This window comes from Streptomyces sp. NPDC111520 (assembly GCF_055635295.1).
In genome coordinates this window covers 643,387-668,673 of the sequence record NZ_JBVKBW010000001.1, presented here as the reverse complement: position 1 = coordinate 668,673, position 25,287 = coordinate 643,387, and the positions used below count along the sequence as shown (strand labels likewise).

At 72.9% G+C, this 25,287-nt stretch carries 23 protein-coding genes, 1 tRNA gene and 1 pseudogene; 13 read left to right on the top strand and 12 right to left on the bottom strand.

Annotated features, from left to right (window positions below; all coding sequences use genetic code 11):
• The first annotated feature begins 559 nt into the window (after positions 1–559).
• Positions 560–2,230, top strand: coding sequence for a YVTN family beta-propeller repeat protein (locus ACZ7MY_RS03065; protein WP_499599047.1), 1,671 nt, complete (start codon positions 560–562; stop codon positions 2,228–2,230).
• A 44-nt stretch (positions 2,231–2,274) separates the two neighbouring features.
• Positions 2,275–2,445: pseudogene (locus ACZ7MY_RS03060) on the top strand (site-specific integrase); the annotation flags it as partial.
• A 64-nt stretch (positions 2,446–2,509) separates the two neighbouring features.
• Here ACZ7MY_RS03060 and ACZ7MY_RS03055 read toward each other — a convergent pair.
• On the bottom strand, positions 2,510–2,866 hold the full coding sequence (locus ACZ7MY_RS03055) for a hypothetical protein (RefSeq protein ID WP_499599046.1): 357 nt from the start codon (positions 2,864–2,866) through the stop codon (positions 2,510–2,512).
• Between the two features lie 124 nt (positions 2,867–2,990).
• Here ACZ7MY_RS03055 and ACZ7MY_RS03050 point away from each other — a divergent pair, with 124 nt between their 5' ends.
• Complete coding sequence (locus tag ACZ7MY_RS03050; RefSeq protein ID WP_499599045.1) at positions 2,991–3,356, top strand: tyrosine-type recombinase/integrase; 366 nt, start codon at positions 2,991–2,993, stop codon at positions 3,354–3,356.
• 90 nt (positions 3,357–3,446) lie between these two features.
• Here the strand turns inward: ACZ7MY_RS03050 and ACZ7MY_RS03045 are convergent.
• A tRNA-Arg gene (locus ACZ7MY_RS03045) sits at positions 3,447–3,519 on the bottom strand.
• Positions 3,520–3,823: 304 nt separating this feature from the next.
• Here ACZ7MY_RS03045 and ACZ7MY_RS03040 point away from each other — a divergent pair.
• The 4 genes from ACZ7MY_RS03040 to ACZ7MY_RS03025 all read left to right on the top strand — a co-directional run bounded on the left by ACZ7MY_RS03040 (position 3,824) and on the right by ACZ7MY_RS03025 (position 9,307).
• Complete coding sequence (locus tag ACZ7MY_RS03040; protein WP_499599044.1) at positions 3,824–5,491, top strand: dynamin family protein; 1,668 nt, start codon at positions 3,824–3,826, stop codon at positions 5,489–5,491.
• 4 nt (positions 5,492–5,495) lie between these two features.
• Positions 5,496–7,094, top strand: coding sequence for a GTPase (locus tag ACZ7MY_RS03035; RefSeq protein WP_499599043.1), 1,599 nt, complete (start codon positions 5,496–5,498; stop codon positions 7,092–7,094).
• A 115-nt stretch (positions 7,095–7,209) separates the two neighbouring features.
• On the top strand, positions 7,210–7,653 hold the full coding sequence (locus ACZ7MY_RS03030; RefSeq protein ID WP_499599042.1) for a single-stranded DNA-binding protein: 444 nt from the start codon (positions 7,210–7,212) through the stop codon (positions 7,651–7,653).
• 232 nt (positions 7,654–7,885) lie between these two features.
• Positions 7,886–9,307, top strand: a complete 1,422-nt coding sequence (locus tag ACZ7MY_RS03025) for an LAETG motif-containing sortase-dependent surface protein (RefSeq protein WP_499599040.1) — start codon at positions 7,886–7,888, stop codon at positions 9,305–9,307.
• Between the two features lie 195 nt (positions 9,308–9,502).
• Here the strand turns inward: ACZ7MY_RS03025 and ACZ7MY_RS03020 are convergent, their stop codons facing one another.
• Positions 9,503–10,519: a DNA-directed RNA polymerase subunit alpha gene (locus tag ACZ7MY_RS03020; RefSeq protein ID WP_499599038.1), complete on the bottom strand. Its 1,017-nt coding sequence runs from the start codon at positions 10,517–10,519 to the stop codon at positions 9,503–9,505.
• 209 nt (positions 10,520–10,728) lie between these two features.
• On the opposite strand from ACZ7MY_RS03020, the gene ACZ7MY_RS03015 reads away from it, so the two are divergent.
• The 5 genes from ACZ7MY_RS03015 (at position 10,729) to ACZ7MY_RS02995 (ending at position 14,369) form a co-directional block, all read left to right on the top strand.
• Positions 10,729–10,950 (top strand): hypothetical protein, encoded by a 222-nt coding sequence (locus ACZ7MY_RS03015; protein ID WP_499599037.1) that lies wholly within the window; start codon positions 10,729–10,731, stop codon positions 10,948–10,950.
• A 113-nt stretch (positions 10,951–11,063) separates the two neighbouring features.
• On the top strand, positions 11,064–11,198 hold the full coding sequence (locus ACZ7MY_RS03010) for a hypothetical protein (protein WP_499599035.1): 135 nt from the start codon (positions 11,064–11,066) through the stop codon (positions 11,196–11,198).
• Positions 11,199–11,552: 354 nt separating this feature from the next.
• Positions 11,553–13,217 (top strand): energy-dependent translational throttle protein EttA, encoded by a 1,665-nt coding sequence (gene ettA, locus ACZ7MY_RS03005; RefSeq protein ID WP_499599034.1) that lies wholly within the window; start codon positions 11,553–11,555, stop codon positions 13,215–13,217.
• Positions 13,218–13,224: 7 nt separating this feature from the next.
• A complete protein-coding gene (locus ACZ7MY_RS03000; protein ID WP_499599032.1) occupies positions 13,225–13,677 on the top strand; it encodes an acyl-CoA thioesterase in 453 nt (150 codons plus the stop codon).
• Entirely contained in the window at positions 13,674–14,369 is a 696-nt protein-coding gene (locus ACZ7MY_RS02995) for a DUF8185 domain-containing protein (protein WP_499599031.1), read from the top strand. Before ACZ7MY_RS03000 ends, ACZ7MY_RS02995 begins: the two co-directional genes overlap by 4 nt.
• On the opposite strand, the gene ACZ7MY_RS02990 is transcribed toward ACZ7MY_RS02995, so the two are convergent.
• The 6 genes from ACZ7MY_RS02990 to ACZ7MY_RS02965 form a co-directional block, all read right to left on the bottom strand.
• Complete coding sequence (locus ACZ7MY_RS02990; protein ID WP_499599030.1) at positions 14,366–14,923, bottom strand: Pycsar system effector family protein; 558 nt, start codon at positions 14,921–14,923, stop codon at positions 14,366–14,368. The two genes, ACZ7MY_RS02995 and ACZ7MY_RS02990, sit on opposite strands and share 4 nt — an antisense overlap.
• Positions 14,920–16,095, bottom strand: coding sequence for a hypothetical protein (locus ACZ7MY_RS02985; RefSeq protein WP_499599029.1), 1,176 nt, complete (start codon positions 16,093–16,095; stop codon positions 14,920–14,922). The genes ACZ7MY_RS02990 and ACZ7MY_RS02985 overlap by 4 nt, the downstream gene beginning before the upstream one ends.
• Before the next feature lie 37 nt (positions 16,096–16,132).
• Positions 16,133–18,307: a hypothetical protein gene (locus tag ACZ7MY_RS02980; RefSeq protein ID WP_499599028.1), complete on the bottom strand. Its 2,175-nt coding sequence runs from the start codon at positions 18,305–18,307 to the stop codon at positions 16,133–16,135.
• 5 nt (positions 18,308–18,312) lie between these two features.
• Positions 18,313–19,113 (bottom strand): hypothetical protein, encoded by an 801-nt coding sequence (locus ACZ7MY_RS02975; protein WP_499599027.1) that lies wholly within the window; start codon positions 19,111–19,113, stop codon positions 18,313–18,315.
• The gene (locus ACZ7MY_RS02970) at positions 19,110–19,964 is read right to left on the bottom strand and encodes a Crp/Fnr family transcriptional regulator (RefSeq protein ID WP_499599026.1); all 855 of its coding nucleotides are present in this window, start codon (positions 19,962–19,964) and stop codon (positions 19,110–19,112) included. Before ACZ7MY_RS02970 ends, ACZ7MY_RS02975 begins: the two co-directional genes overlap by 4 nt.
• A gap of 98 nt (positions 19,965–20,062) precedes the next feature.
• Positions 20,063–20,467, bottom strand: coding sequence for a globin (locus ACZ7MY_RS02965; RefSeq protein ID WP_499599025.1), 405 nt, complete (start codon positions 20,465–20,467; stop codon positions 20,063–20,065).
• Positions 20,468–20,529: 62 nt separating this feature from the next.
• Here ACZ7MY_RS02965 and ACZ7MY_RS02960 point away from each other — a divergent pair, with 62 nt between their 5' ends.
• A complete protein-coding gene (locus tag ACZ7MY_RS02960; protein ID WP_499599023.1) occupies positions 20,530–21,678 on the top strand; it encodes a methyltransferase domain-containing protein in 1,149 nt (382 codons plus the stop codon).
• Here ACZ7MY_RS02960 and ACZ7MY_RS02955 read toward each other — a convergent pair.
• From ACZ7MY_RS02955 to ACZ7MY_RS02945, 3 genes are all read right to left on the bottom strand, one after another.
• Positions 21,659–22,591, bottom strand: coding sequence for an FHA domain-containing protein (locus ACZ7MY_RS02955; protein WP_499599021.1), 933 nt, complete (start codon positions 22,589–22,591; stop codon positions 21,659–21,661). The two genes, ACZ7MY_RS02960 and ACZ7MY_RS02955, sit on opposite strands and share 20 nt — an antisense overlap.
• Before the next feature lie 99 nt (positions 22,592–22,690).
• The gene (locus ACZ7MY_RS02950) at positions 22,691–24,040 is read right to left on the bottom strand and encodes a VWA domain-containing protein (RefSeq protein ID WP_499599019.1); all 1,350 of its coding nucleotides are present in this window, start codon (positions 24,038–24,040) and stop codon (positions 22,691–22,693) included.
• A gap of 53 nt (positions 24,041–24,093) precedes the next feature.
• Complete coding sequence (locus ACZ7MY_RS02945; RefSeq protein ID WP_499599017.1) at positions 24,094–25,287, bottom strand: protein phosphatase 2C domain-containing protein; 1,194 nt, start codon at positions 25,285–25,287, stop codon at positions 24,094–24,096.

Sequence of the window (25,287 nt, the reverse complement as noted above, 5' to 3'; positions counted from 1 at the left end):
TTCTGGCCGGCGGCGGGACTCGTCCGGACGGGGCTGAACGCATGCGAATGAGACCACGACTGAGATCAGCTCCCCGGCCGAACGCCACTGGGTATCAGGCGGGGCTGCTCCTGGCCGTCGCGGCGCTGTCTGCGCCCATGAGTCGTTCACGATGACGCTGCATGAAGCGCAACAGAAACATTTCTGAGCTCATGAGAGGAGGTCCCGGGAAACGATCACGTTCAGAGCATTCCGGCTGGCCGAGCACCTTGGCGGCCCAAAGGATGTGCATTGACGGACGGCTGGGCTCTCATTCCTGCTCAGCCGTCGCAATTCATCATGACGGCCCCCAAGAGCCGACCGGCCTGGAGGAACAATGTCCCTCGTCCCCCCTGAGCTCATATCCGGCGGCGTCTTCGCGGACTTACGCCGTAGCGCACGGCACCAGTCACTCACCCGGTTGAGCGTCATCCTGGCAGTGCTTTCCCTCGCCCTCCTGCCCACCGCTGCTTCTCACGCCTCCGCAGCAACACATAAGGACCTGCCCCACACTCGCTTGAACCCCGCGGACGGATCTGAGGTGCCCGTTGTGCAGGCGCGTGTGGCCGCGCCGTTGAGCGCGGCGTTCTCCACGGTGACGATCCCGGCGGGCACGACCCCGCTGGGGGTGGCGGTGGCACCGAACGGCAACGTCTACGTCGGCAACGCCAATTCGGCCAACGTGACGGTGATCAGCAGCACCACGAACACCGTCCTGGCCACCGTCCCCGTCGGCTCGGACCCGGCCATGATCGCGGTGGCGGCGAACGGCAATGTCTACGTCACCAACCAAAGCTCGAGCAACGTAACCGTGATCGACAGCACCAGTAACACGGTCCTGACCACTGTCCCCACCGGCGGGGGCCCGTTCGCGTTGGCGGTGGCGCCCAACGGCCGCGTCTACGTCGCCAACTCGACGTCGAACAATGTGACGGTGATCGACAGCGCCACGAACGCCGTCCTGGCCACCGTCCCCGTCGGCGTGGTCCCGGACGCGGTGGCGGTGGCGCCGAACGGCAACGTCTACGTCGCCAACCGAAACGACGACACCGTGACGGTGATCAGCAGCACCACGAACACCGTCCTGACCACCCTCCCCTCCGGCGGGTTCCCGGGCGCGGCGGCGGTGGCGCCGAACGGCAACGTCTACATCGCCAACCAGACCTCGAACAACGTGACAGTGATCAGCAGCGCCACGAACACCGTCCTGGCCACCGTCCCCGCCGGCACGGTCCCGGGGGTGTTCGCGGTGGCGCCGAACGGCAACGTCTACGTCACCAACACCGTTTCCAACAACGTGACGGTCATCGACAGTGCCACGAACACCGTCCTGGCGACCGTCGCCACCGGCGGGGGCCCGTTCGGGATAGCGGTGGCGCCGACCGGCAAGGTCTACGTCGGCAACTCAAATTCGAACAACGTGACGGTGATCGACAGTGCCACGAACACCGTCCTGGCCGCCGTCCCCGCCGGCGCGTTCCCGTTCTCGGTGGCGGCGGCGCAGAACAGCAACGTCTACGTCACCAACGCCAATTCGGCGAACGTGACGGAGATTTCGCCATTGACGGTGACGACCTCACCCACGTCGCCGACGTGCGGGCAACCGGTGACGTTCCGCATTTCCGGGGGCACTCCGAGCGGTACAGCGGTGGTGGACTTCGGGGACGGCAGCGCCACGGTCACCGTCGCCCTGGATGCCACCGGGAGCGGGCAGACCACCCACACCTACGCCCCCGGTACGTTCACCGCGACCGTGAACGGCAACCCCACCTCCGTCACCGTGCCGAGCGGATCCGGCAAGGCGTGCTGTCGCGATTGGTCCCACCCGGGCGATGGCGCTAAGCCTTCGCGGTCACCCCGACCGCACTGCTGCGCCGACATGGGCAAGCCGTCAAAAGCAGATGGACCTTCGCCCAGCACCGTCGCTCCGGCCGCCCATCCATCGCCCCGGCCGTCAAGCGGCTCATCCTGCCCTTGGCCCGCGAAAACAGCAGCTGGGGCCACCGCGGAACACGAGGCGAACTCGCCTGCCTCGGCCACCCGATCGCCCCATCCACAGTCTGGGAAATCCTTCATGCCGCCTGAATCGACCCTGCCCCGCAACGCTCCGGCCCGACCTGGCGCCAGTTCCTCACCGACCAGGCCCGCGGCATCATCGCCGCTGGCTTCCTGTACCTCGACACCGTCTCACTCAAGCGCCTGTACGTCCTGATCTCAATCGAGCACGGCACCCGGCGCGTCCACCTCGCCGGCATCACCGCGCTGCTGACTGCGGCCGGCGTCGCGCCCCGCGTGGTGATGGAGATCCTCGGGCACTCCCAGATCGCCGTCACGATGAACGTCCACACCCACGTGGTGCAGGACACCCAGCGTGAGGCCGTCAGCCACATGGACCGGCTGCTGCGGAGGCGTCCCGGCCGTGAGTGAGGGTGGCCGTTGATGTCAGATCTGGATGTCAAAGACCCCCAGCCATGACCGGCTGGGGGCCTTCTCACTGGTGGGCGTGGACTGCGCCCAAGGACAGGACACCACCCGCCCGGCGGCAAAGCGCCGCTGCTGCGCCGCGACGCCCAAGCGGTGCTGCGAGCGCACGCTGTCGCCTCGCATGGTGCAGTACCTTCACGCCGTCCTGCGCAACGCGCTCCAGCACGCCGTCCGGGAAGAGCTGGTGCAGCGCAACGTCGCCAAGTTGGTGCAGGTACAGACTCCTCGGTACCGCGTCGGCCGCGGCCTGTCGGTGGCGGAGGCGAAGAAGCTCCTTGCCGACGTGCAGGACAACCGGCTGGGCGCTGCGTACGTCCTGGCGCTCTACCTCGGTCTTCGCCGCGGGGAACTGCTGGGCCTCCACTGGTCCGATGTCGACTTGGAGCGGGGATCACTGGAGATCCGTACCGCGCTCCAGCGCGTCAATGGCGAGCTGACGCTTACAGCTCCCAAGACGCGCCGTTCCGAGCGTCCGGTCCCGCTTCCGGTTGTGTGCGTCGACGCCTTGCGCCGGCGCCGCGACCTCCAGATGGAGGAGCGCCACGCCGCGGGGGAGAGGTGGCAGGACTCGGGGCTCGTGTTCACCACTCGTCTGGGTACGCCGAATCGAGCCGCGCAACCTGAACCGGCACTTCTACCCGATCCGAGAGCGGCTGGAGCTGGACGTCCGGTTTCACGACCTGCGGCACACCTGCGTCACGCTGCTACTCGGTGTGGGCGTCCTGCCTCACATCGTGCGCGACATCGTCGGGCACGACGCGCTCGACGTGACCATGGACATTTACGCCCACGCGGACATGACCGACAAGCGGGCGGCTCTCGACAAGCTCGGGACGCTGCTGGCCGTCGAATGACGCGGCCGTTGCCGTCAGCGTTGCCGTCAGAGACGCGAAACGCCCTGGAGGGGAGTCTCCCTCTGGGGCGTTTGTGCTGGCAGGCGAGGGTGCCCCCGGCAGGACTCGAACCTGCGGCCAAGCGCTTAGAAGGCGCCTGCTCTATCCACTGAGCTACGGGGGCCGGACGTTGGCCGCGACCGAACCCGCCCCTTGTGTCGACGGTTCCGTGACCTTGCCGGGGACAAGGATAGGGCGAGGCTCATGTGCGGCCGGTTGCTTCGCCTTCATGACACGTTGTGTAGGTTCGGTGAAGCGGTCTGATAATCGCAGGCAGGTGCGAATGTCGCACCAGTTTTGGCGCCTCAGTCGGCGGCTGTTGTGCACTCGTTATGCCGGTGTCTCTTCCGGCCCTTCTGTCCCGTTCCGGGCTTCTTGCGGGCCGAAAGGCGTGAACTAGGCGGAATAGGCTTCAAAAACCCATCAAAATGGGGCATTCTGCCACTGTGGCGATCTTGGATGTACGGCCCGAACTCCTCGACGCGCTGTCGGCTCTGCGCGACCGCGTCGCGGACGCGCGTTTTCCCCTTCCCCTTCCCGGTGCCGAGCGGGCCCGCCGCACACGACTGGAACTGCTGGCGCAGCTCGACGACTACCTGGTGCCCCGGCTGAAGGCCCCCGAAGCGCCGCTGCTGGCCGTGGTGGGCGGCTCGACGGGGGCGGGGAAGTCGACCCTCGTGAACTCGCTGATCGGGCGGCGGGTGAGCGACGCGGGCGTGCTGCGCCCCACCACCCGCACCCCGGTGCTGGTGTGCCACCCCCAGGACCGCGCGTGGTTCGCCGACCCGCGTGTGCTGCCGGGCCTGGCCCGCGCCTGGGCACCGCGGCCCCGGACCGCCGCCGACGCCGACGGGGAGGACGGTGCGGACGGGAGCGACGAGGAGCGCGAGGCGGAGGAGACCCGGCTCTGGCTGCGCCTGGAGACCGACGACACGCTGCCGCGCGGCCTCGCCCTGCTGGACGCGCCCGACATCGACTCCCTCGTCTCCCGCAACCGCGAGCTCGCCGCCGAACTGCTCTGCGCCGCCGACATCTGGATCCTGGTGACCACCGCGTCGCGCTACGCCGACGCCGTGCCGTGGCATCTGCTCCGTACCGCCAAGGAGTACGACGTCACCCTGGCCACCGTCCTGGACCGGGTGCCGCACCAGATCGCCGAGGACGTCTCCCAGCACTACGCGGCCCTGCTGACCCGGGCCGGGCTCGGGGACGTGCCGCGGTTCACCGTCCCGGAGCTGCCCGAGTCGGCGGGGGCCGGCGGCCTGCTGCCGCACACCGCGGTGGCGGCACTCGGCAGCTGGCTGGCGCACTGCGCCGAGGACCCGGCCGCCCGCCACCAGGCGGTGCGGCGCACCGTGTCCGGGGTCCTGGGGTCGCTCGGCAACCGGCTCCCGGAACTGGCCGGCGCCTCGGCCGCGCAGCACGCCGCGGCGGTGCGCCTGACCCGCCGGGTGGACGACGCCTACGACGAGGCCGAGTCACGCGTCCAGGAGGCCGTGGACGCCGGGGCGCCGCTCTCCGGGGAGGCCCTCGCCAGCTGGCGCGGCTACCCGGACTGCGGCCCGGCGGCCCTGCTGTCCGCCCTGGCCGAGAGCCTGGCCGCGCTGCTGCGGACGGAGGTCGCCACGGCGGACGAGCGCACCCTCGACGCCTGGCGCGGCGACCGCGCGGGCAGCGCCCTGGCGGAGGACACCGACCCGGAGGCGGCGGCGGAGGACGCCGCCGAGCGGATCGAGGACGCCGTCGACACGTGGGGGTTCACGGTGAACCGCCTGGCGCACCAGGCGGTCCGCGGGAGCGCCGACGGAGTGGACCCGCAGCACGCGGCGGCGTTGATCGCCGTCGCCGTGCTCGGCGGCCGCAAGGGAACGGTCGCGGGCGAGCGGCTCGCCTCCCTCGTCGGGGCGCACGCGGCGCTGCGGTCCGGCGACCGGGCGCGCGAGGAGCTGGACCGGCTCGTCGGGGACGTGCTCGACGCGGAGCGCGAACTGCGGGTGCTCCCGGTGGACGCACTCGATGTGACGGCGGGCCAGCAGGCCTCGCTGATCGCGGAGCTTTCGGTCGTGCAGAAGTCGTACGGACTGCAGGAGAGGTGATCAGGTGCTCACGGAGCGGGTGGACGCGCTGTCGGAACTGCTCGGGCTGTCGCGCACCCGGGTGAGCCATGAGGCGCTCGACGGGGCGGGGGAGCTGCTGGAACGGGTCGGCGACCGGCGCCGGCTCTCCGCCGACCACACGGTGGTGGCGCTGGCGGGGGCGACGGGCAGCGGGAAGTCGTCCCTGTTCAACGCGCTGACGGAGCTGGACCTGTCGCGGATCGGCGTCCGGCGGCCCACCACCTCGGCGCCGGTCGCCTGCGCCTGGGACCCCCGGGGCGCCTCCGGGCTGCTGGACCGGCTCGGCATCGCGCCCAAGGCGCGGTTCGCCCGGCACAGCGTCCTGGACGAGGGTGCGGAGCGCACGGACGACGGGCCCGCCGGTTTGGTCCTGCTCGACCTGCCGGACCACGACTCGGCGGCGACCGCCCACCGCGACCAGGTGGACCGGGTACTCAAGCTCGTCGACGTGATCGTGTGGGTGCTCGACCCCGAGAAGTACGCGGACGCCGCCCTGCACGAGCGCTACCTGCGGCCGCTGGCCGGGCACGCCGACGTGACGATCGTCGTCCTCAACCAGATCGACCGGCTCCCGGAGGAGGCCGTCGAGCAGGTCCTGGACGACCTGCGGCGGCTGCTCGACGACGACGGGCTCGCCGTCGGCGAACACGGCGAGGACGGCGCCATGGTGCTGGCCGTCTCGGCGCTGAGTGGCGACGGCGTCGCGGAGCTGAGGGCGGCCATCGGACAGGTCGTGACCGAACGGGCCGCCGCGAGCCGGCGGCTGTCCGCGGACGTGGACGGTCTCGCCGAGCGGTTGCGCCCGCTGTACGTCGCCGAGGCGGTGGCGGGGCTCACCGACCGGGCCCGTGAGGACTTCACGGCGAGCCTCGCGCACGCCGTGGGCGCCGCGGCGGCGGGCCGGGCGGCGGAGCGTGCCTGGGCCAGGGCCGCCGACGAGGCGTGCGGCACCCCGTGGCGGCACCTGCGCCGGATCCGCGGCGGGGAGCCGGACGACGACGGCCTCGACGGGCGGCGTCCGGCGCTGTCGGCGTCCCGCGCCTCGGTCGACGAGGCGGTGCGCGCGGTCGCGGCGGAGGCCGTGGAGGGGCTCCCCGCTCCGTGGGCGCAGGCGGTGCGGGAGGCGGCGCGGCGCGGCGGCCGCACGCTTCCGGAGGCGCTGGACGCAGCGGTGGAACGGGCGGCGCCGGACGAGCCACCGCGTCCCCGGTGGTGGTCGGCGATCGGTACGGCACAGTGGCTGCTGGCGCTGCTCGCGACGGCCGCGCTGGTGTCCGGGACGGTGGCGGCCGCGGGCGCGCTGCGTCTGCCGTGGTGGCTGCCTCCCGTGCTGCTGGCGGTGGGCGCCCTGGGCGGTCCGCTGCTCACCCGGGTGAGCCGGTTCGCGGCCCGCGGCCCGGCGCGGAGGCACGGTCAGGCCGCCGAGCGGCGGATGGCCGACGCGGCGGCCGACTGCGGTCGGGCGCGGGTGCTGGAACCGCTGGCGGCGGAATTGCTGCGCTACCGGGAAGTGCGGGAGCAGTACGGGGTGCTCGCCGGAAACCACTTCCGGGTGACGGAGTTGTCCACAACGGGTCAGTAATCCACAGGTTGAATCCGATTTCTCCACGGGGGGCGGGGAGGGCGCACCATGGAGCCATCGCGGGGCCGGCGGCAGGGGGCCGCCGGCCGGCGACGGCAACGGGGGAGCATCGGCAATGAACGAGACACTGGTCACCGTCGTGGGGAATGTCGCCACCAGGCCGGAATTCCGGAAGACGCCCACGGGTGTCCCGGTCGCCAGGTTCCGCCTGGCGACGACCGCGCGCCGCTGGGACCGCGAGCGCGGCGGCTGGTCCGACGGGCACACCAGCTTCTACACGGTGTGGGCCTGGCGGCAGCTGGGGGAGAACGTCGTGGCCTCGGTCGGGGTCGGCGAACCGCTGCTCGTCCAGGGGCGCCTGAGGGTGCGTGAGGAGGAGCGCGACGGGCGGCACTGGATCTCGGCCGACGTCGACGCGTTCGCCTGCGGCCACGATCTGACGCGGGGCACCTCGGCGTTCCGGCGGCTGTCCGCGGCCCGGCCGGAACTCACGGTTCCGAATTCCGGGGGTGCCGGGGAGCCGCTCGTGGGCGATCCGCTGGCCGCACTGTCCGGATAAGCCGGACAGCTGGGCATTCGCCCCGCGGGAAAGCGTCGATGATTTATCGACAATTTCACGTTCATGCCTACGCGCGGGTAACGATTGCGATTCGAATTCTCGGGCGGCCGTGAATCCCGGTGGCTTTGGTGCGGTTGGTTCCTAGGATTCAGCGATACCCCGGCTTTCCGCGGGGATCCACAGCTGTCGGCGAGGCCCACCCCACGACCAGCCTCGCACGGAGGGGAAATTCATGTTCACTGTACGGAGGCGGGGAGCTGCCCGTCTTGCCGTCGCGATGGTGGCCTCCGGGCTCCTCGCCACTGGTTCCATAGCTGCTGCCGGGTCCGCCATCGCGGACGACGCGACCCCCACCGCGCCCGGTGCGACGGCGACCCTCGGTGGTCTGAAGACCGCCGCCCAGGCCGAGATCAAGGAGAAGGGCAAGGAGCCGGAGAAGGTCAGCGCCGGTCTCTTCGAGATGTCCGTCGACGGCGGCGGCACGATCCAGACGTACTGCATCGACATCAAGAACCCCACCCAGACCAAGGCCAAGTACAAGGAAGTCTCCTGGGACCAGTCGAGCCTGCACGACAACGTCGACGCGGGGAAGATCAACTGGATCCTGCAGAACTCCTACCCCCAGGTCGACGACCTCTCCGCGCTGCAGAAGACGGCCGGGATCAAGGACGGCGCCCTGACCCCGGAGCTCGCCGCCGCCGGTACCCAGGTGGCCATCTGGCGCTTCTCCGACAAGGCCGACGTGACCGCCGTCGACCCGCTCGCGGAGCAGCTCGCGGACTGGCTGGAGGACAACGCCAAGGACCTCAAGGAGCCCGCGGCGTCGCTGACCCTCGACCCGCCGGCCGTCTCCGGCAAGGCCGGTGACCTGCTCGGTCCGATCAAGGTCAACACCAACGCCTCCACCGTCCAGGTGAGCCCCGCGCCCAGCAACCCCTCCGGCGTCAAGGTCACCGACAAGAACGGCACCGCGGTCACCTCCGCGAAGAACGGCGACGAGCTCTACTTCGACGTCGCGGCCGGCACCGCCGACGGGACGACCTCGCTGACGGCCACCGCCAACACCAAGCTGCCGGTCGGCCGCGCCTTCACGGGCATCGACAGCACCACGCAGGTCCAGATCCTCGCCGGTTCCAGCGACAGCTCGGTCTCCGCGACGGCGACCGGCACCTGGGCCGCCAAGGGCCCGATCCCGGCGGTCTCCGCCGAGGTCAACTGCGCCAAGAACGGCCTGGACGTGACGGCCGCCAACGAGGGTGACCAGCCGTTCACCTTCAACCTGGCCGACAAGGAGTACACGGTCGAGGCCGGCAAGTCCGAGACCATCACCGTGCCGGTGGCCGAGGACCAGCCCTACAAGGTGACCATCACCGGCCCCGAGGGCTTCGAGAAGACCTTCGAGGGCGTCCTCGACTGCGAGACCGCGGGCAACGGCGACGACACCCCGTCCTCCTCGCCGAGCCCGGCCTCGGCCGGCGGCTCCTCCGAGGGCACGGCCGACACCGGCTCCACGACCGGCGGTGACCTCGCCGAGACCGGTTCGAGCAGCGCCACCCCGGTGATCGCCGGCATCGCGATCGCCCTGGTCGTCCTCGGTGGCGGCGCGGTGTTCTTCCTCCGCAAGAAGAAGGCGGCGGCCCCCTCCGCCGAGTGAACTGACCCCACAGGCCGCTCATGAGTGAAGGGGGCGGAGGTCGACAGACCTCCGCCCCCTTCGCCGTTCGCCCCGCGGGCGCGCGCCGAGCATGTGAACAGCCCCCTCGGAGAGATTTCCGAGGGGGCTGTTCACATGCTCAGGACCCAAGACTCAGGACCCAGGTCCCGGCGCCCGGGACCCGGTGCCCGGGGCTCAGTACTGCTCGGTCTCCACGAACCCCGCGTCCGCGCGGTCGTCCGCGCCGAAGGCGGCGGCGGTCGGGTCGAATCCGGGCGGGCTGTCCTTGAGGGCCAGGCCCAGGCCGGCCAGCTTCGCCTTGACCTCGTCGATCGACTTCGCACCGAAGTTGCGGATGTCGAGCAGATCCGCCTCGGAACGTGCCAGGAGCTCACCCACCGAGTGAACCCCCTCGCGCTTGAGGCAGTTGTAGGAGCGGACGGTGAGCTCCAGCTCCTCGATCGGCAGCGCCATGTCGGCGGCGAGGGCGGCGTCCGTCGGGGACGGGCCCATGTCGATGCCCTCGGCGTCGACGTTCAGCTCGCGGGCGAGACCGAACAGCTCGACGAGGGTCTTGCCGGCCGAGGCCATGGCGTCACGGGGACGCATGGCCTGCTTGGTCTCGACGTCGACGATCAGCTTGTCGAAGTCGGTGCGCTGCTCGACACGGGTCGCCTCGACCTTGTAGGTGACCTTGAGCACCGGGCTGTAGATGGAGTCGACCGGGATGCGGCCGATCTCCTGGCCCACCTGCTTGTTCTGCACGGCCGAGACGTAGCCGCGACCGCGTTCCACGGTCAGCTCCATCTCCAGCTTGCCCTTGCCGTTCAGCGTGGCGAGCGCGAGGTCGGGGTTGTGCACCTCGACACCGGCCGGGGGCGCGATGTCGGCGGCGGTGATCAACCCCGGGCCCTGCTTGCGCAGGTACATCACGACCGGCTCGTCGTGCTCCGAGGAGATCACGAGCTGCTTGATGTTGAGGATGAGGTCGGTGACGTCCTCCTTGACGCCCGGCACGGTGGTGAACTCGTGCAGGACGCCGTCGATCCGGACCGAGGTGACCGCGGCACCCGGGATCGACGACAGGAGGGTGCGGCGGAGCGAGTTGCCGAGGGTGTAGCCGAAGCCCGGCTCCAGCGGCTCGATCACGAACCGGGAGCGGAACTCGTCGACGACCTCTTCGGTCAGTGACGGACGCTGAGCGATCAGCACGAGGTATTGCCTCCAGGTTTGGCGCCCTCTATGTGACGCCATAGACAACACGAAGGGTACGGGGCCCACGGCCTCCCGTGCGGCAGCCCCGCCCGTCCGGCCTCCGGCGGGCAGGCCGGGCCCCCCTCGCGGGGTCCGAGCGCGACGATCCGCCTCGTGTGCCCCGGGAGCCGGTCGCCGCCGCATTTCGCGGGTGCATACTGGGGGCAATGACAAAGCCTCCTGCACCGAAGCGTCATTTGCCCACCAGCCCCTTCAAGGCGCCGGTCGCGCCGGCCCCGAAGGTCTTCGCCGTGGGCGACCAGGTCACGCACGACATCTACGGCCTCGGCCGGGTCATCGGCATCGACGAGGGAACCGCGGCGCTGGTGGACTTCGGGTCCACGCAGCTGCGGATCCCGAGCCCGTACAGCAAGATGACCAAGCTGTAGGACCGCCGTGCCGGTTCACGGCACGGCAGGCCCCGCCGGGGTCCGAGACGAAAGGGACACCTCTCATCGATTCGACGTCGCTGTTCTCCGCCCCGGAAGGGCAACCGCGCTCCGTGAGCGCGGCATCCCCGCCCCCGGCGACGAACCCCTTCCAGGCCCCGGACTTCGGGGACGGCGGGACGCCCCCGCCCGACGAAGCCCAGGAGCCCGCCCCGGGCAAGCACGCCCCGCGCCGCAAGGCCCGCTGAGTCCTGGCGCAGCGGCCGTCGCCTGGTCGGGGGAATGCCTCCGCCCGGCTTCGCTGCACGTTCCATCCGGCCGCCCGCCCTACGGGCGGACCGTCGCCGTACGGCTTCCCGACGAGGACGTCGCCCGCACCGGACCGCCGGCCGCCCCGGCCGGGCGGTCCACCGACGCGGAGCCCCGCCGGCCCGGGCGCGGCCCGGTACGGACCGTCCGTGATCCGTCTCCGGATCCGGGCGCCCCGCGGGCGCTGGTCAGCGGGGTGCGGAGCGGTGTGCGGGTACTCGTTTCCGCCCGGGGGTGGACGGCTGGCAAGATGGGGTGTATCTGCCCACACATCGAATGCCGGACGGTTTCTCTTGGCTGAGTTCATCTACACCATGCGCAAGACGCGCAAGGCGCACGGCGACAAGGTGATCCTCGACGACGTCACCCTGAACTTCCTGCCCGGCGCGAAGATCGGTGTCGTGGGACCCAACGGTGCCGGTAAGTCCACGGTGCTCAAGATCATGGCGGGGCTGGAGCAGCCGTCCAACGGTGACGCGTACCTCTCGCCCGGCTACTCGGTCGGCATCCTGCTGCAGGAGCCCCCGCTGGACGAGTCCAAGACCGTGCTGGAGAACGTCCAGGACGGTGTGGGCCCGGTCAAGGCGAAGCTGGACCGGTTCAACGAGATCGCCGAGCTGATGGCGACCGACTACTCCGACGCGCTGCTCGACGAGATGGGCAAGCTGCAGGAGGAGCTGGACCACGCCAACGCCTGGGACCTGGACGCCCAGCTGGAGCAGGCGATGGACGCCCTCGGCTGCCCGCCCGGCGACTGGCCGGTGACCAACCTCTCCGGTGGTGAGAAGCGCCGGGTCGCGCTCTGCAAGCTGCTGCTGGAGGGCCCCGACCTGCTGCTGCTCGACGAGCCCACCAACCACCTGGACGCCGAGTCCGTGCAGTGGCTGGAGCAGCACCTGGCCAAGTACGCGGGCACCGTCGTGGCGATCACCCACGACCGGTACTTCCTGGACAACGTCGCCGAGTGGATCCTCGAGCTCGACCGCGGCCGCGCCTACCCGTACCAGGGCAACTACTCCACGTACCTGGAGACCAAGCAGTCCCGTCTCAAGGTCGAGGGCCAGAAGGACGCCAAGCGCGCCAAGCGGCTCAAGGACGAGCTGGAGTGGGTCCGCTCCAACGCCAAGGGCCGTCAGGCCAAGTCCAAGGCCCGCCTCGCCCGTTACGAGGAGATGGCCGCCGAAGCCGAGAAGATGCGCAAGCTCGACTTCGAGGAGATCCAGATCCCGCCGGGCCCGCGTCTGGGCAGCATCGTGGTCGAGGTGAACAACCTCTCCAAGGCGTTCGGCGAGAAGGTCCTCATCGACGACCTGTCCTTCACGCTGCCGCGCAACGGCATCGTGGGCGTCATCGGCCCCAACGGCGCCGGCAAGACCACGCTGTTCAAGATGATCCAGGGCCTGGAGGCCCCGGACTCCGGGTCGATCAAGGTCGGCGAGACGGTCAAGATCTCCTACGTGGACCAGACCCGCGCCAACATCGACCCCAAGAAGACCCTCTGGGCGGTCGTGTCGGACGAGCTGGACTACATCAACGTGGGCCAGGTCGAGATGCCGTCCCGCGCGTACGTCAGCGCCTTCGGCTTCAAGGGCCCGGACCAGCAGAAGCCGGCCGGCATCCTCTCCGGCGGTGAGCGCAACCGCCTCAACCTGGCGCTCACCCTCAAGCAGGGCGGCAACCTGCTGCTCCTCGACGAGCCGACGAACGACCTCGACGTCGAGACCCTGTCCTCGCTGGAGAACGCGCTGCTGGACTTCCCCGGCTGCGCCGTGGTCGTCTCCCACGACCGCTGGTTCCTGGACCGGGTGGCCACCCACATCCTCGCCTACGAGGGCGAGTCCAAGTGGTTCTGGTTCGAGGGCAACTTCGAGTCGTACGAGAAGAACAAGATCGAGCGGCTCGGCGCCGACGCGGCCCGGCCGCACCGCGCCACCTACAAGAAGCTCACCCGGGGCTGAGCGGGAGATGGCCCGGCACATCTACCGCTGCCCGCTGCGCTGGTCGGACATGGACGCCTTCGGGCACGTCAACAACGTGGTCTTCCTCCGCTACCTGGAGGAGGCCCGGATCGACTTCATGTTCCGGCTGGCGCCCGGGGAGGGCAGCGCGTCGTTCACGGGCGGGTCGGTCGTGGCCCGTCACGAGATCGACTACCTGCGTCCGCTGGTGCACCGGCACGAGCCGGTGACCGTGGAGACGTGGGTGACCAAGGTGGGGGCCGCCTCACTGACCGTCGCGTACGAGGTCAAGGACGCGGACGTGGTCTACGTCCGCGCGTCCACGATCGTCGTGCCGTACAACCTGGAGAAGGGCCGGCCGCGCCGGATCACGGCGGAGGAGCGGTCCTTCCTCGAGGCGTACTACGACGACAGCGCGAACGGGTCCGGTGAGGCCGGCGAGGGGGCCGTTGCCGCATGACGGCACCCCTGCGACTCGCCGATGCCAGGGAGGCGGACGGTTTCGCCGCCTTCCTGGCCCGGCTGCTCCACTGGGACAAGGCCGCCGTCGTCCGGCTGCGCGCATCGGGCACGGTTCTCGCCGTGTTCGGGCAGCCGCCGTTCGGCGGCGGGGTCCTGGCCGTCCGCACCGCCGAACTGGACGGGGCCGCCGGAGACCTGGACTCGACGGTCTCCGCGGGCCAGTTGCTCGACGGCATCGACGACGTGACGGGCACGGTCGCCGTGCCCGCGGCCGTCACCGGGCCGGCCTGGGCCGGACTGCTCCCGCCGCGCGGCGGCTGGGAGCCGGTGCGGGGCCTGCCGTCCGCGGAGGACGTACGCGCCGTGGCCGCGGCCGCGGTGACGGAGTTCCGCGACCGCAGCGAGGCGCTGCGGCCCGAGAGCCGTACGCGGGCCGAACTGGACGCCATCGCCGACGACATCTGGTCCCGGCAGCTCGGCGCCACCGGCCTGCCGCTGCGCGTGGTGCACGCCGCCCACGCGCTGGGCTTCCTCCGCCCGGTCCGTACCGCCGTCCCGGCGCCGCGCACTTCGGAGCAGCCCGCGGTGCTGCTGCTCGCCGCCGGCCCGTGGCTGCGGCTGCGCACGCCGTACGGCTCGGTCGCCGTACGGCGCGGCCTGCCGGGGCTGTCGGTCAGCCCGGTCCGCTAACCCACGACGACCGCCGCGAGCCCGGTGAGCACGGCGACGGCGAACGCCACCGCGCCCAGGAGAACACAGCGGTGCTTGACGACGGCGATCCCGCTCGCGGAGACCAGGGCGGGGAGCAGTGAGGTCATCGGGTCGCGCGCGGTGTGCTCCAGCGCGCGGCGCAGCGGCTCGCCGCCGCCGGTCCGCACGACGTCGGCGAAGAAGACCAGGGGCCGGCCGGGCTGCCAGTCGCTGCGGATACGGCGCGGCAGAACCGCCGCGATGAGCATGACCAGCGAGATCACCCAGGCGCCGACGGCGCACCACCACAGGACGGTCCCGGTGGCCGGGAGCCGGCCCGGGTCCCACTGACGGGCCGCCAGGATGCCGGTCAGCGCGCCGCCGGTGAGGCCGACGGAGCCGAGCAGGATGGCGGCCTTGCTGTCGGCGCGGGTGATCTCCTCCCGGGTGCCGGCGAGCAGATGACGTGCCTGCTCGGCGACTTCGCCGTCCACGGCCGCGGGAGCGCCCTCCGCGGCCGGGGCCCGGGCGTCCTCGGTGTCCGCCGCGGTCACCGCGGGTACCCGTAGCCGCCGTCGGCCGGGGGCCGGGGCGGCATCGGCGGCGCCTGGGGCGGCGGGGCGGGGTGGGCGCCGGGGTGCGGGGGCGGGTCCTGGGGCCCCGGACCCGGTGCGGGGCCGGGTCCGGGTCCGGCCTGCGGCGGGAGCTGCCGGGGCGCGCCCTGGAGGAGTTGGCGCAGCTGTTCCACCGCGAGGTCCAGCGGCTCCTCGAAGTCGTGCGGCTGCAGGTGCCCCTGGTCGATCAGTTGCTTGATCATGTCGGCCTTGAGCCCGAGTTGCTGCCGGTCCTGCTCGTTCATGGCGGCGATCACCTGGGGCGCCTGGGCCGGGTCCTTGGCGAGCTGCACCGCGAAGCGGGCGACGTCGCCGTCCTGCAGGTACTGGGCGTAGAAGGCGGCGGCGGCGCCGGTCAGCTGCTGGTCGTAGTGCTGCTTGGCCGCGGCGACCTTGTAGTCGCTCGCGGCGGTGACGTACTCGCGTTCCCGCTGGCGGAGCGTGACCAGGTACTCCTGGGAGGCCTTGTCCAGGGCCAGCCGCACGGTGCACCAGGTGCGCAGGCCGAGTTCGGGACCGATGGGCTGCCCGGTCAGGGCCTCGTTGACGGCGTCCTCGGCGTCGGCGCAGCGCTCGATGTCGAAGCGGCGGGTGACGGCCCGGATCCGGCCGAGCAGCAGCGGCTGCAGCGCCGCCCGCACGTCGTGGAGACCCTCCCGCACCACGCGCACCGGATCGGCGACCTGCCAGTGCACGTCCACCTCCGACAGGAAGTGGAAGTGGTCGCCCTGGCTGGGCACCGACCCGCCGACGGGCAGGGCGTGCCGGCCCATGTTGACCTCGTAGTACGAGCGGTAGACCCGCCACAGCGGCTCCTGGCCGCGCTGGTCGCCCGGCGACCCGCTGACGATCAGCTCGTTGGACGCGTTCACGAAGATCATGACCGTGTCGGCGGCGGCCGTCGGCTTGCGGATCATGCTGTCGAGGAAGCTCAGCGGCCGCGGCCCGTCGACCGGGTTGTTGACGGGGCCGGGAGGCGGCCCCACCGGGCCCTGGCCGCCCGGCCAGGGGCGCGGTACGCCCTGCGGCTGCCGCCAGGCCTGCTGGGCCTGGTTGTGCTGCCAGGCGTTCGGGTCGGGCTGCTGGGGCCCCCACCACGGCGGTTGGGTCATGCTGTCCACTTCTTCCTGTCTCGCGCGGTCGGTTGCCTTACGGGGTCGTCACGGGCCAGGCCGGCGTCGGCGCGTCGAACGTGCCCAGGGACCGGCGCAGTTCGCGCAGCGCCGGGTCGGAGAGGTCGCCCGCCTGCGCCGTCCTGCGCACCAGGTGGTCCAGGCGCCGGCGGTCGCGCTCGGAGCGGACGAGCAGCGGGAGGAACCGGGCGAGGCCGCCGGTCATGCCCTCCGTCCGGTCGGCCGCCGCCAGCCACGCGTACAGCGCCCCGACGGCGCCCTCCCCGGTGGCGGGGGAGGCGAGCAGCACCTGCCACAGGGCGCGGACGGCGGCTCCCGCCGCCGGGTCGTCCGTGCCGCCCTCGTCGAGGCCGGTGCGCAGCAGCCGCGGCCACGGGTCGGTGCCGTCGACGCCCTCGTCCCAGACGCCGGTCGCCATGAGGAACCCCTCGGCGCAGGCGTCGCGCAGCTCCGGGGAGTCGTCCGTCGCCCAGTCCACCAGGGTCTCCAGCACCGGGCCGGGCCAGCCGCCGGCGATCAGGGCGCGCAGGGTCTCCAGGACCACCGCGCGCAGTTCGTCGCCGCCCGTCCGGCGCGCGACCAGCCGGAGGTCGGCCAGCGCGGACCTTGGGTGGTCGACGCCGAAGGTGGCGTAGGTACGGGCGGCGGTCCAGCGGCGGGCCGCCGAGCCCCGCTCGCTCCAGTCGTGCAGCAGCGCCTGGACGAGGGCGAGGAGCCCGCCCTCGGCCGCGATCTGCAGCGCCCAGGCGGCCAGTTGCCGCGGGCGCCGGGCCCGGCCGGCCGACCAGGGGTCGACCAGGGAGTGGAAGACGCCGCTGAAGTCCACGGGCAGCAGCTTCCCGGCGGTCTCCGCCGCGCGGACGCGGTGCAGGCCGACCGGGGAGCCGGCGAGTTCGTGGAGCCAGCGCGCGAAGGGCTCCCGCGCGGAGGGGTGTTCGAGCCACAGGTGGCGCAGCACCAGCTCCCGGGCGCGGGGGTCCTGGAAGACGACCGCGGTGGACGGCACCCGGCCCCAGGCGGTGGTCTCGTGGGCGGGCAGCTCCTCGGAGCGGGTGAGCTCCAGCAGCCGGCCGCGGTCGCGGTCGAAGCGCGGCAGGCCCAGGTGCCGCCGGGGGTTCTCGGCCTCCCTGAGGATCAGCGCCAGCCGGTCGGCCCGCTCCACGACCTCGTGGAACGAGCACTCCTCGAAGACCGCCAGCGCGATCAGGAAGGCCTTGTCGCGCGGGTCGGTGTCGGCGCCGTCCAGGATCCGCGTCACCATCTGCCGGGCGGCGTCGTCGACGAAGCGGTCCAGCGCCTCGTCGCCGGCCCGGCCGTCCAGCAGGGCGACGAGCAGCCGGGCGAAGGCGGCGGTACGGGCGGGCCCGGGGCAGGACCGCAGCAGCCGCTGCGTCTGCGGCAGGGCCAGCAGCCGCTCCGGGTCGGCGCCCCCGGGCTCGCGCCGGACGGCGACCAGTTCGTGCCGCAGGTGGCTGCGGAGCACCTGTTCGGGCGCCGGCAGCCGCCAGGTGACCGTCCGCACCCGGTTCAGGGCCGTCAGCGGGTCGACGACGATCACCATGCGGCTGCCGTGCGCGGCGAGCCGGCCGGCCAGCGCGTCCAGCCGGCTGGCCCCGAGCGGCCGGTTGTCGGGGCTGACCGGGTCCGGCAGCAGGTAGCCCGCCGGCTCGGAATCGGCGTACGGGAACTCCTGCAGATTGGTGTCGGGGTCCAGCCGCAGGACGCGGCCGCCGCCCAGCAGCCGCACCCCGGCGGCCTTGCGGCCCGAGCCCACCGGCCCCTGAAGGACGACCAGGGAGCGCCGGTCCAGTTCGGCGGAGGCGCCGTCGTGGCCGGGCCCGGGGACGTAGACCCGGGCGAGCCGGTCGAGTTCGGCGGCGGCCACGGGACCGGGGCGGTCCGCGTGGGCAGCCGCCGGGGAGCCGTAGTGGTGGTGGTGCTTGCCGCCGGTGAACTGGTCGCCGCCCACCGAGCCGGCGTGCAGGCGCTGCCCGCCGCCGCGCAGCCGGCCGAGCAGGCCGGGTTCGTCCGGCGCGTCCTCCTCCCGCGGTTCCTCCCGGGCGTTCGCGGCGCCGGGACGGTGGGGGACCCGCGCCGCCTCGTCCGCGCCGCGCTGTTGGGGCGGGGCCTGCTGCGGCCCGGGGTGCCGTTCCGCCTCCCCGTCGGCGGCGGGGGACCGGGGTGCGTCCACGGCGGTCACCTCCGGCCGTCGTGGTAGATGTGCTTGCCGCCGGTGAACTGGTCGCCGTGGACCGTTCCGGCGTTGAAGACCACCGGGCCCTCGGGGGCCGGCGCCCGTGGGGGAGCGGCTTCGGGCGGCGGGGCCTGCGAGGGCTGCTGCGGCGGTGCGGGCTGCCGCGAGGACACCGGCTCGGTGGCGGTGGCGGTGGCGGTGGGGGTGGTGGCGGTGGCGCCGGTGGCCGCGGCCGGGCGGTGCGGGGCGTGCACCCAGATCCCCACGGGGCCCTCCTTGGACGTGAACTCCTCGTGGTGGAACGCCGAGGGGTCGATGCCCGGGTAGCCGTGCCGCACGGTCGCGGAGTGCACGAACCCGGAGACCGCGACGGCGACCGGTGCCGCCGACTCCCGTAACGCGGCCCGCAGCGGTTCGCAGTCGAGCATGCGGAAGGCGGCGTCCAGGTCCGAGCCGTGCACCCCGTCGGGGTCCTGGCCGACCTCACCGCCGTGCAGTACGACGCGCAGCCGCACCCGGACCCCGGGCGCGGCCAGCCGGTTGCGGCCGGCCAGGTCCTCGGGAAGGTGGTGCAGCACCGCGTGGAGCAGCCGCGGCCGGGGCACGGAGGGGTCGACGAGCAGCATGACGCCGTCGCCCCGGTCCTCGGTCCGGTACTGCGTGCGCTCCGCGCCCGCCGCCCCGAGCGCGGCGTGCACGGTCTCGTACATCACGCGGCGGACGACGGGTTTCTCCACGTCGTCGCGGAGTCCCGAGCCCTCGATGTCGCAGAGCAGGATCGTCTGGTGCAGCGGATCGTTCACTCGCCCGTCCCTCTCGTGGTCGCCGGCGCCGCGGGTGGGGACCCCGGGCGCCCGGAGCGCGCTCCTCCCCCGGACACGGCGCGCGCTCCGGACGTGCCACCCATCGTCGGGTGCGGGGGTACGGCCCGCGATGTCACCGTGCCCGGAGGATCTGTGACCGTGTGCACAGAACCGGCGACGCGGCGCAGGAGCTGCGGCCGGAGGACCACCACCAGCCGGCGACGGGTCGTGACCGCGCCGCGTTCCCTGAAGTCCCTGAGCACCCTGGCCACCGCCTCGCGTGAGGCGCCCACCGAGCCCGCGAGTTCGCGCTGCGAGAGGGGCACGGTGATGGCGATGCCCTCGGGCTCCTCGGCCCCGTGCTGTTCCGCCAGGTCGAGCAGCAGCCGGGCGAGGCGTTCTGGCACCGTGTGGGCCGCGGCCTCCAGGCGGTTGCGGTCGGCGGCGCGCAGCCGGTCGGCGACCACGCCGAGCAGGGCGATCGCGGCGCGCGGATGCCGTTCCAGGAACGGCAGGAAGTCGGCGGACCGGACGGCGACCAGCCGCACCGCGTACAGGGTGGACACCCGGGCCGACCGCAAGGAGCCGTCCACCGCGGCGAGTTCGCCGACGACGTCGCCCGGGCCGCGCAGCCCCAGCAGCGCCTCGTGGCCGTTCGCGGACGAGGCGGTGACCTTCAGCCAGCCGCTCAGCACCAGCAGCACGTGCGAGGAGGGCTCGCCCTCGTGGAGCACGACGGTGTTCGGGGGCAGGGACTGCGGGAGTCCCAGCGACAGCAGGTCGTCGCGCGGGCCGTCCTCGAGCCGGGCGAGGTAGGGGACGCGGTCGCCGAGCGCTGCGCTGATCGTCACCCGTCCCCCTGATCACCCGTCGAGGGCACCCAAGGATAGTCAGGGGGCACGGTCCGTGCGGGCCCGGTCCCGGATAGTGACACATCCGGGCTACGGAATCAGCCCGCGGTGTTCACCATCGACGCCGCCGCGTAGACGAGGTAGTCCCACAGCTGCCGTTCGAGGTCGGGCTCCAGGCCCAGCTCGTCGACGGCGGCGCGCATGTGCAGCAGCCACGCGTCGTGCGCGGCCCGGTCGACGGTGAAGGGCGCGTGGCGCATCCGCAGCCGGGGGTGGCCGCGGTTCTCGCTGTACGTGCGGGGGCCGCCCCAGTACTGCATGAGGAAGAGCCGCAGGCGGTCCTCCGCGGGGCCGAGGTCCTCCTCCGGGTACATGGGGCGCAGGAGCGGGTCCTCGGCGACGCCCTCGTAGAAGCGGCGGACGAGCCGCCGGAAGGTCGGCTCGCCGCCGACCGCCTCGAAGAACGTCTGCTGCTCGACGGTGCCCCGCGGGATCTCATTCACGCCTCCCATGCTCTCAGACGGCCCGCGTTGTCCGGAGGGGGTCACCGTCGCAGAGTGGTCGTATGACGGATGGCGACCGGTACGCCGCCGCGGCGGGGCCGCTGCGGGCCCGGCTGGTGCGCCGGATCGCCGCGGCCGGCGGCCCGGCGGACCGGCGGTGGCGGGCGGCGTTCGAGGAGGTGCCGCGGCACCTGTTCGTGCCCGTCTACCACCGGCCCCGCTCGGACGGGGGGTTCACCCGGCTGTCGGCCGAGGACCCCGACCCGCGCGGCCGGTCCCGGTGGCTGTCCGGCGCCTACGCCGACGTGCCGCTGATCACACTGGTCAGGGGCGGGGAGCCGGTCTCCTCCAGCAGCCAGCCCTCGCTGATGGCCGCGATGCTGGAGGCACTGCGGGTCGAGGACGGGCAGCGGGTGCTGGAGATCGGCGCCGGGACCGGCTACAACGCCGCCCTGCTCGCGCACCGCCTGGGAGCCGGGGCGGTGACCACGGTGGACCTCGACGCGGAGATCACCGAGGACGCACGCGCGCACCTGGCGGCGGCCGGGCGCCCGGTTGCGGTGGTCACCGGGGACGGGGCGCTGGGCTGCCCGCAGCGCGCGCCCTACGACCGGATCGTCGCCACGTGCGAGCTCCCGTCGGTGCCGGAGGCCTGGCCGCGGCAGTGCCGGCCCGGCGGACTGATCCTGGCGCCTTTCGCGGGCGGGCTGATCGGGCTGCGGGTGACGGGACCGGAGCGGGCCGAGGGGCGCTTCCTGCACACCCCCGCGTACTTCGTCTCGCTGCGGGGCGCGGGCGCGGCCCCGCGCCGGGAGGCCGGCGCCGCGCTCGCCCCGGCCCGCAGCCGCGCCAGCGACACTCCGCCGCGGGTCCTGGAGGACGAGCTGTTCCGCTTCCTGCTCGGCCTGTACGCCGGGGACACGGAGGTGCACTGGACCCCGGGCGGCCCCACGGTCACCGCCGCCGACGGCTCCGCGGCGCACGCCGCACGGGACGGCACGGTCCGGCTCTCCGGGCCGCGGGACCTGTGGTCCGCCGTCGAGGAGGCGTACGTCCTGTGGCGCGCCGAGGGCCGGCCGCCCCGGGACCGCTTCGGCATGAGCCTGGCGGAGGGCCGCCAGTGGACCTGGCTGGACCGCCCGGACGGGCCGCACCGCTGGGAGCTGCGGCCCGTGCCGGGGCCGGCCGGGGTCAGTCGCGGAGGACCGTGATCGTCGTCCAGGCGCCGACGTGGACGCGGTCGCCGTCCGTCAGCGGGACGGGCACGAAGGGGTCGATGGGGTCCTCGCCGCCGTTGACGGTGGTGCCGTTGGTGGAGCCCTGGTCCACCACCGACCAGCTGCCGTCGGGCTGTTCCACCAGCACGGCGTGCTTGTGGGAGACGCCCGGATCCTCGGGCGCCCGGGACAGGTCGATGTCGGGGGCCTCGCCGGTGCTGTGCCGGCGGCGCCCGACGGTGATCTGCGGGCCCGTCAGCGGCAGCCGCTGCTCGGGGGAGTACGAGGGGAAGTACAGCCCGCGTGCCTCCGGGCCGCTGCGGGCCATCATGCCGGTGAAGTAGTCGCGGTCGGCGGCGATCACGGCGGTCCAGGTGCCCGGGCCCGCCTGCCCGGGACCGGGGTCCGGCGCGCTCGGCGGTGTGAGCAGGAAGTCGCCCGAACCGGAGGTCACCGACTCGGGGGCGAGCGGCTCCGCCGGGCGGTTGATCTGGGACGGGCGGGACAGCTGCGACTCGTAGCGCTGGTACGGCGGCCCGTCCGGCGGGTAGCCGGGGGAGGCCGGCGGCGGGGGCGGCCCCTGCGGGACGAAGGTCGTCCCCGCCTGGGTGACGAAGTTGTAGCGGCACTCCTCGCAGAACTGGGCGTAGCCCTCGCGCGGGGTGCCGCAGTTGGGGCAGGGCTCCGCGGCCGCGGTGGCGTCCGGGTCGTAGCCGAACCCGCCCTGGCCGCGGCCGTACCCGGGGTCGTACGCCGGTTCGTAGGCGGGCTCGTAACCGGGCGTGTACCCGGGGGAGTAGCCGCCGGAGTACGGCGGCGGGGGCGGCGGGGGACCCGGCGCCGGGTACACGGGCGGTGGGGACCCGGGCGCGGGGGCGGGGGAGGACGCGGGTGCGGACATGCGCATTCCGCACACCTCGCACCAGTCGTCCGTCTCGGACCGGTGACCGTTCGGGCAAGTCGACATGTCGCTTTCTCCCCCTCCGCCCCTCTGAGTCCCGCTGCTCTATTTCTTCACACGGACGGTCTTCGTCGAACGTGTCTCGAGGGTCATCTCGTCGGCGTCGGCCACCCGGGCCTTGAGCCGCACAGTACCCGTCACCGCGTCGACCACGTCCACGACCTTGGCCAGCAGCTTTGCGGTGTCGTCGTTGCCGGAGGCGCTGGCCAGCTGCACGGCACGGCCGAGCTTGGCGGTCGCCGAGTCGAGGTCGCCCTGCTTGCGGGCCTCCAGGCCCTGCTGGATGACCTGGGCCAGCTCCGCCTGCCCGGTGTAGTGGGCGACCTGCGGGTTGATCCGCGTCGAGGCCGCCATGTCGTCCGTCCACAGCGCCCGCACCAGGCCCTGGCCCAGGACGCGCGGCGTGCCGTCCGGCTGCGGCAGGACGAGGGAGATCCGGGCCGCGAGCATCTCCTGGCCGACACCGGCCGCCGGCACGACGACGTTGACGTGGTAGTCGCGCGACTCGTCGCCCCAGGAGCCCGTCGGGTAGTCGCCGGCGCGCGGACCGGCCTCGGTGCGGCGGGCGGTGAGGTCCTCGACGGTCGGCGCGACCTGCTTGACGTACTGGATCTCCGCGCCCTGCGGGGTCCACACGCGCAGGGCGACGTCGGCGACCTCCTTGCCCATCGCCGTCTCCATCATCTGCCGGAAGTCGGCCTCCAGGCCGGAGGGGTCGGCGACGATGTCGACGGAGCCGAGCAGCGCGGAGGCGATGCCGGTCAGCTCCTTGACCTCCCAGTCGGTGCCCACGCCGCGCGCGTCGCAGGTGAAGCGGCCGGCGCAGGAGTCGAGCGCGGCGCGCAACTGCTCCGGCTTCTCGTGCTCGTTGCGGCCGTCGGTGAGCAGGATGCCGTGCCGTATGGACACGTCGGCCGTGGCGAGCAGCCGGTTCGCCAGGCGCAGCCAGGAGCCGATCGCGGTGCCGCCGCCGGAAGTCAGGCGGCGCAGCGCCTCCTTGGCCTGGTGCCGGGTGGCCGGGTCGGCGACGGCGAGGCCGCCGTTCGCGGGGTAGACCTCCTTGGCCTGGTGCGTGCCGGCGACCACGGCGAAGGCGACGCCGTCGCGGATGGTGTCGACGGCGGCCGCGGTCGCCTCGCGGGCACTGCGCATTTTGGTCGGCGGGTACTCCATGGAGCCCGAGCAGTCCACCATGATCACTACGGCGGCCCCGGCCGCTGAGCCCGGTACGTCCCCGGGCGCATGGGTGGCCAGCGGCAGACCGCCGCTGGTGCCGCCGCCGGTCGAGGTCACGGTGACGATCGCGTTGACCTCGCGCCCGCCCTCGGGGAGGAACTCGTTCTGGTAGATGTCGACGGAGAACTGCGGCACGTTCGACTTGGAGAAGTTGGCCATCGGGTGCGCTCCTAGCGCTTGTTCAACCTTCGGAAGGGAGCATCAGGGAGTGGTCACGCGGCCGGGAACGGCAGTACGGCGACGGTGATGTTGTCGTGGCCGCCGCCGTCGATGGCGACCCCGACCAGGGTGCGGGCGCAGTGCAGCGGGCGGCTGCGGGCGTCCTCGGGCACCACGGAGGCCAGCTCCGCGGCCGACTCCGCGTAGTTCCACAGTCCGTCGGTGCACACCACCACTACACCCGGTTCGTCCGGTTCGAAGGAAGCGGTGTGCGGGTCCAGTTCCACGGCGTCCGCGCCGAGCCAGCCGGTGATGGCGTGGGCCCGCTCGTCCGCGTACGCCTCGGCCTGCGTCATCAGGCCCATCGACACCATGCGTTCGGCCCAGGAGTCGTCCTCGGTCAGCCGGGAGGCGGGCGCGGAGCGGTCGTCGGGGATCCAGTAGGCGCGGCTGTCCCCGATCCAGCCAATGGTGAAGGTCTTGCCGGAGGTGATCGCGCTGACGCAGGTGCACGCGGGCGCGTTGTGGTGGCGCCGGGCCTCCTCCTCGGGTGTCTCGGCCGCCAGGTCCGTCACGGCCTGGGCGGCCACGAGCAGCGCGTCGCGCATCGCTTCGTCGGGGCGGGCGCCACGGGCCAGGGAACGCACGAGCGAGGTGCTCGCGGTGCCCGCGGCCGTCTCGGAGGCGTCGTCGGGACGGTACGCGGACGACACCCCGTCGCAGACCACGGCGACGACGGCCGGGGTGCCGTCGGGCAGCGCGGTCGTGGCCAGCGCGAAGGCGTCCTCGTTGCGGTGGTGCCGCAGGCCCCGGTCGGTCACGGCGGCCACGCCGTCGCACTCCTGCTCCTGGTGGTCGCGGGGCCGGGGCTGGGCGTGCCCGCAGTGCTCGCAGTAGCCGTCCGGGTCGACGTCGCCCACGCCGCAGGCCACGCACCGCGGGGAGGCGGCGGGCGACGCGCCCGCCGCCGGGTCCAGCCGCGGGTCGGTGATCCGCGCCCGGGGCAGGTCGGCGGTGCCCAGACCGAAGGCGAGGGTGTCGTTGTCCCCCGGCGGGGCCAGCTCGTACGACTCCGGCTCGCCGCCCGGCGGTCCGGGGGCGGCGGCGGCCGAGGCGGGGTCGGGCGGCGCCAGTTCGTACGCCTCCGGTTGCCGGGGCGCGGACAGGTCGGCGCCGCAGACGCCGCAGAACTTGTCGTCGGGTTCCAGAGGCTCGCTGCACTCCGGGCAAACGGTCTCGTGCGGCAT

Excerpts from the sequence above, each read along its gene's own strand:
- ACZ7MY_RS02985 (WP_499599029.1), bottom strand. The coding sequence starts at position 16,095 with ATGACCCAACCGCCGTGGTGGGGGCCCCAGCAGCCCGACCCGAACGCC.
- ACZ7MY_RS03015 (WP_499599037.1), top strand. The coding sequence starts at position 10,729 with ATGACAAAGCCTCCTGCACCGAAGCGTCATTTGCCCACCAGCCCCTTC.
- ACZ7MY_RS03025 (WP_499599040.1), top strand. The coding sequence starts at position 7,886 with ATGTTCACTGTACGGAGGCGGGGAGCTGCCCGTCTTGCCGTCGCGATG.
- ACZ7MY_RS03040 (WP_499599044.1), top strand. The coding sequence starts at position 3,824 with ATGGGGCATTCTGCCACTGTGGCGATCTTGGATGTACGGCCCGAACTC.
- ACZ7MY_RS03030 (WP_499599042.1), top strand. The coding sequence starts at position 7,210 with ATGAACGAGACACTGGTCACCGTCGTGGGGAATGTCGCCACCAGGCCG.
- ACZ7MY_RS02950 (WP_499599019.1), bottom strand. The coding sequence starts at position 24,040 with ATGGCCAACTTCTCCAAGTCGAACGTGCCGCAGTTCTCCGTCGACATC.
- ACZ7MY_RS02955 (WP_499599021.1), bottom strand. The coding sequence starts at position 22,591 with ATGCGCATGTCCGCACCCGCGTCCTCCCCCGCCCCCGCGCCCGGGTCC.
- ACZ7MY_RS02945 (WP_499599017.1), bottom strand. The coding sequence starts at position 25,287 with ATGCCGCACGAGACCGTTTGCCCGGAGTGCAGCGAGCCTCTGGAACCC.
- ACZ7MY_RS02960 (WP_499599023.1), top strand. The coding sequence starts at position 20,530 with ATGACGGATGGCGACCGGTACGCCGCCGCGGCGGGGCCGCTGCGGGCC.
- ACZ7MY_RS02995 (WP_499599031.1), top strand. The coding sequence starts at position 13,674 with ATGACGGCACCCCTGCGACTCGCCGATGCCAGGGAGGCGGACGGTTTC.
- ACZ7MY_RS03000 (WP_499599032.1), top strand. The coding sequence starts at position 13,225 with ATGGCCCGGCACATCTACCGCTGCCCGCTGCGCTGGTCGGACATGGAC.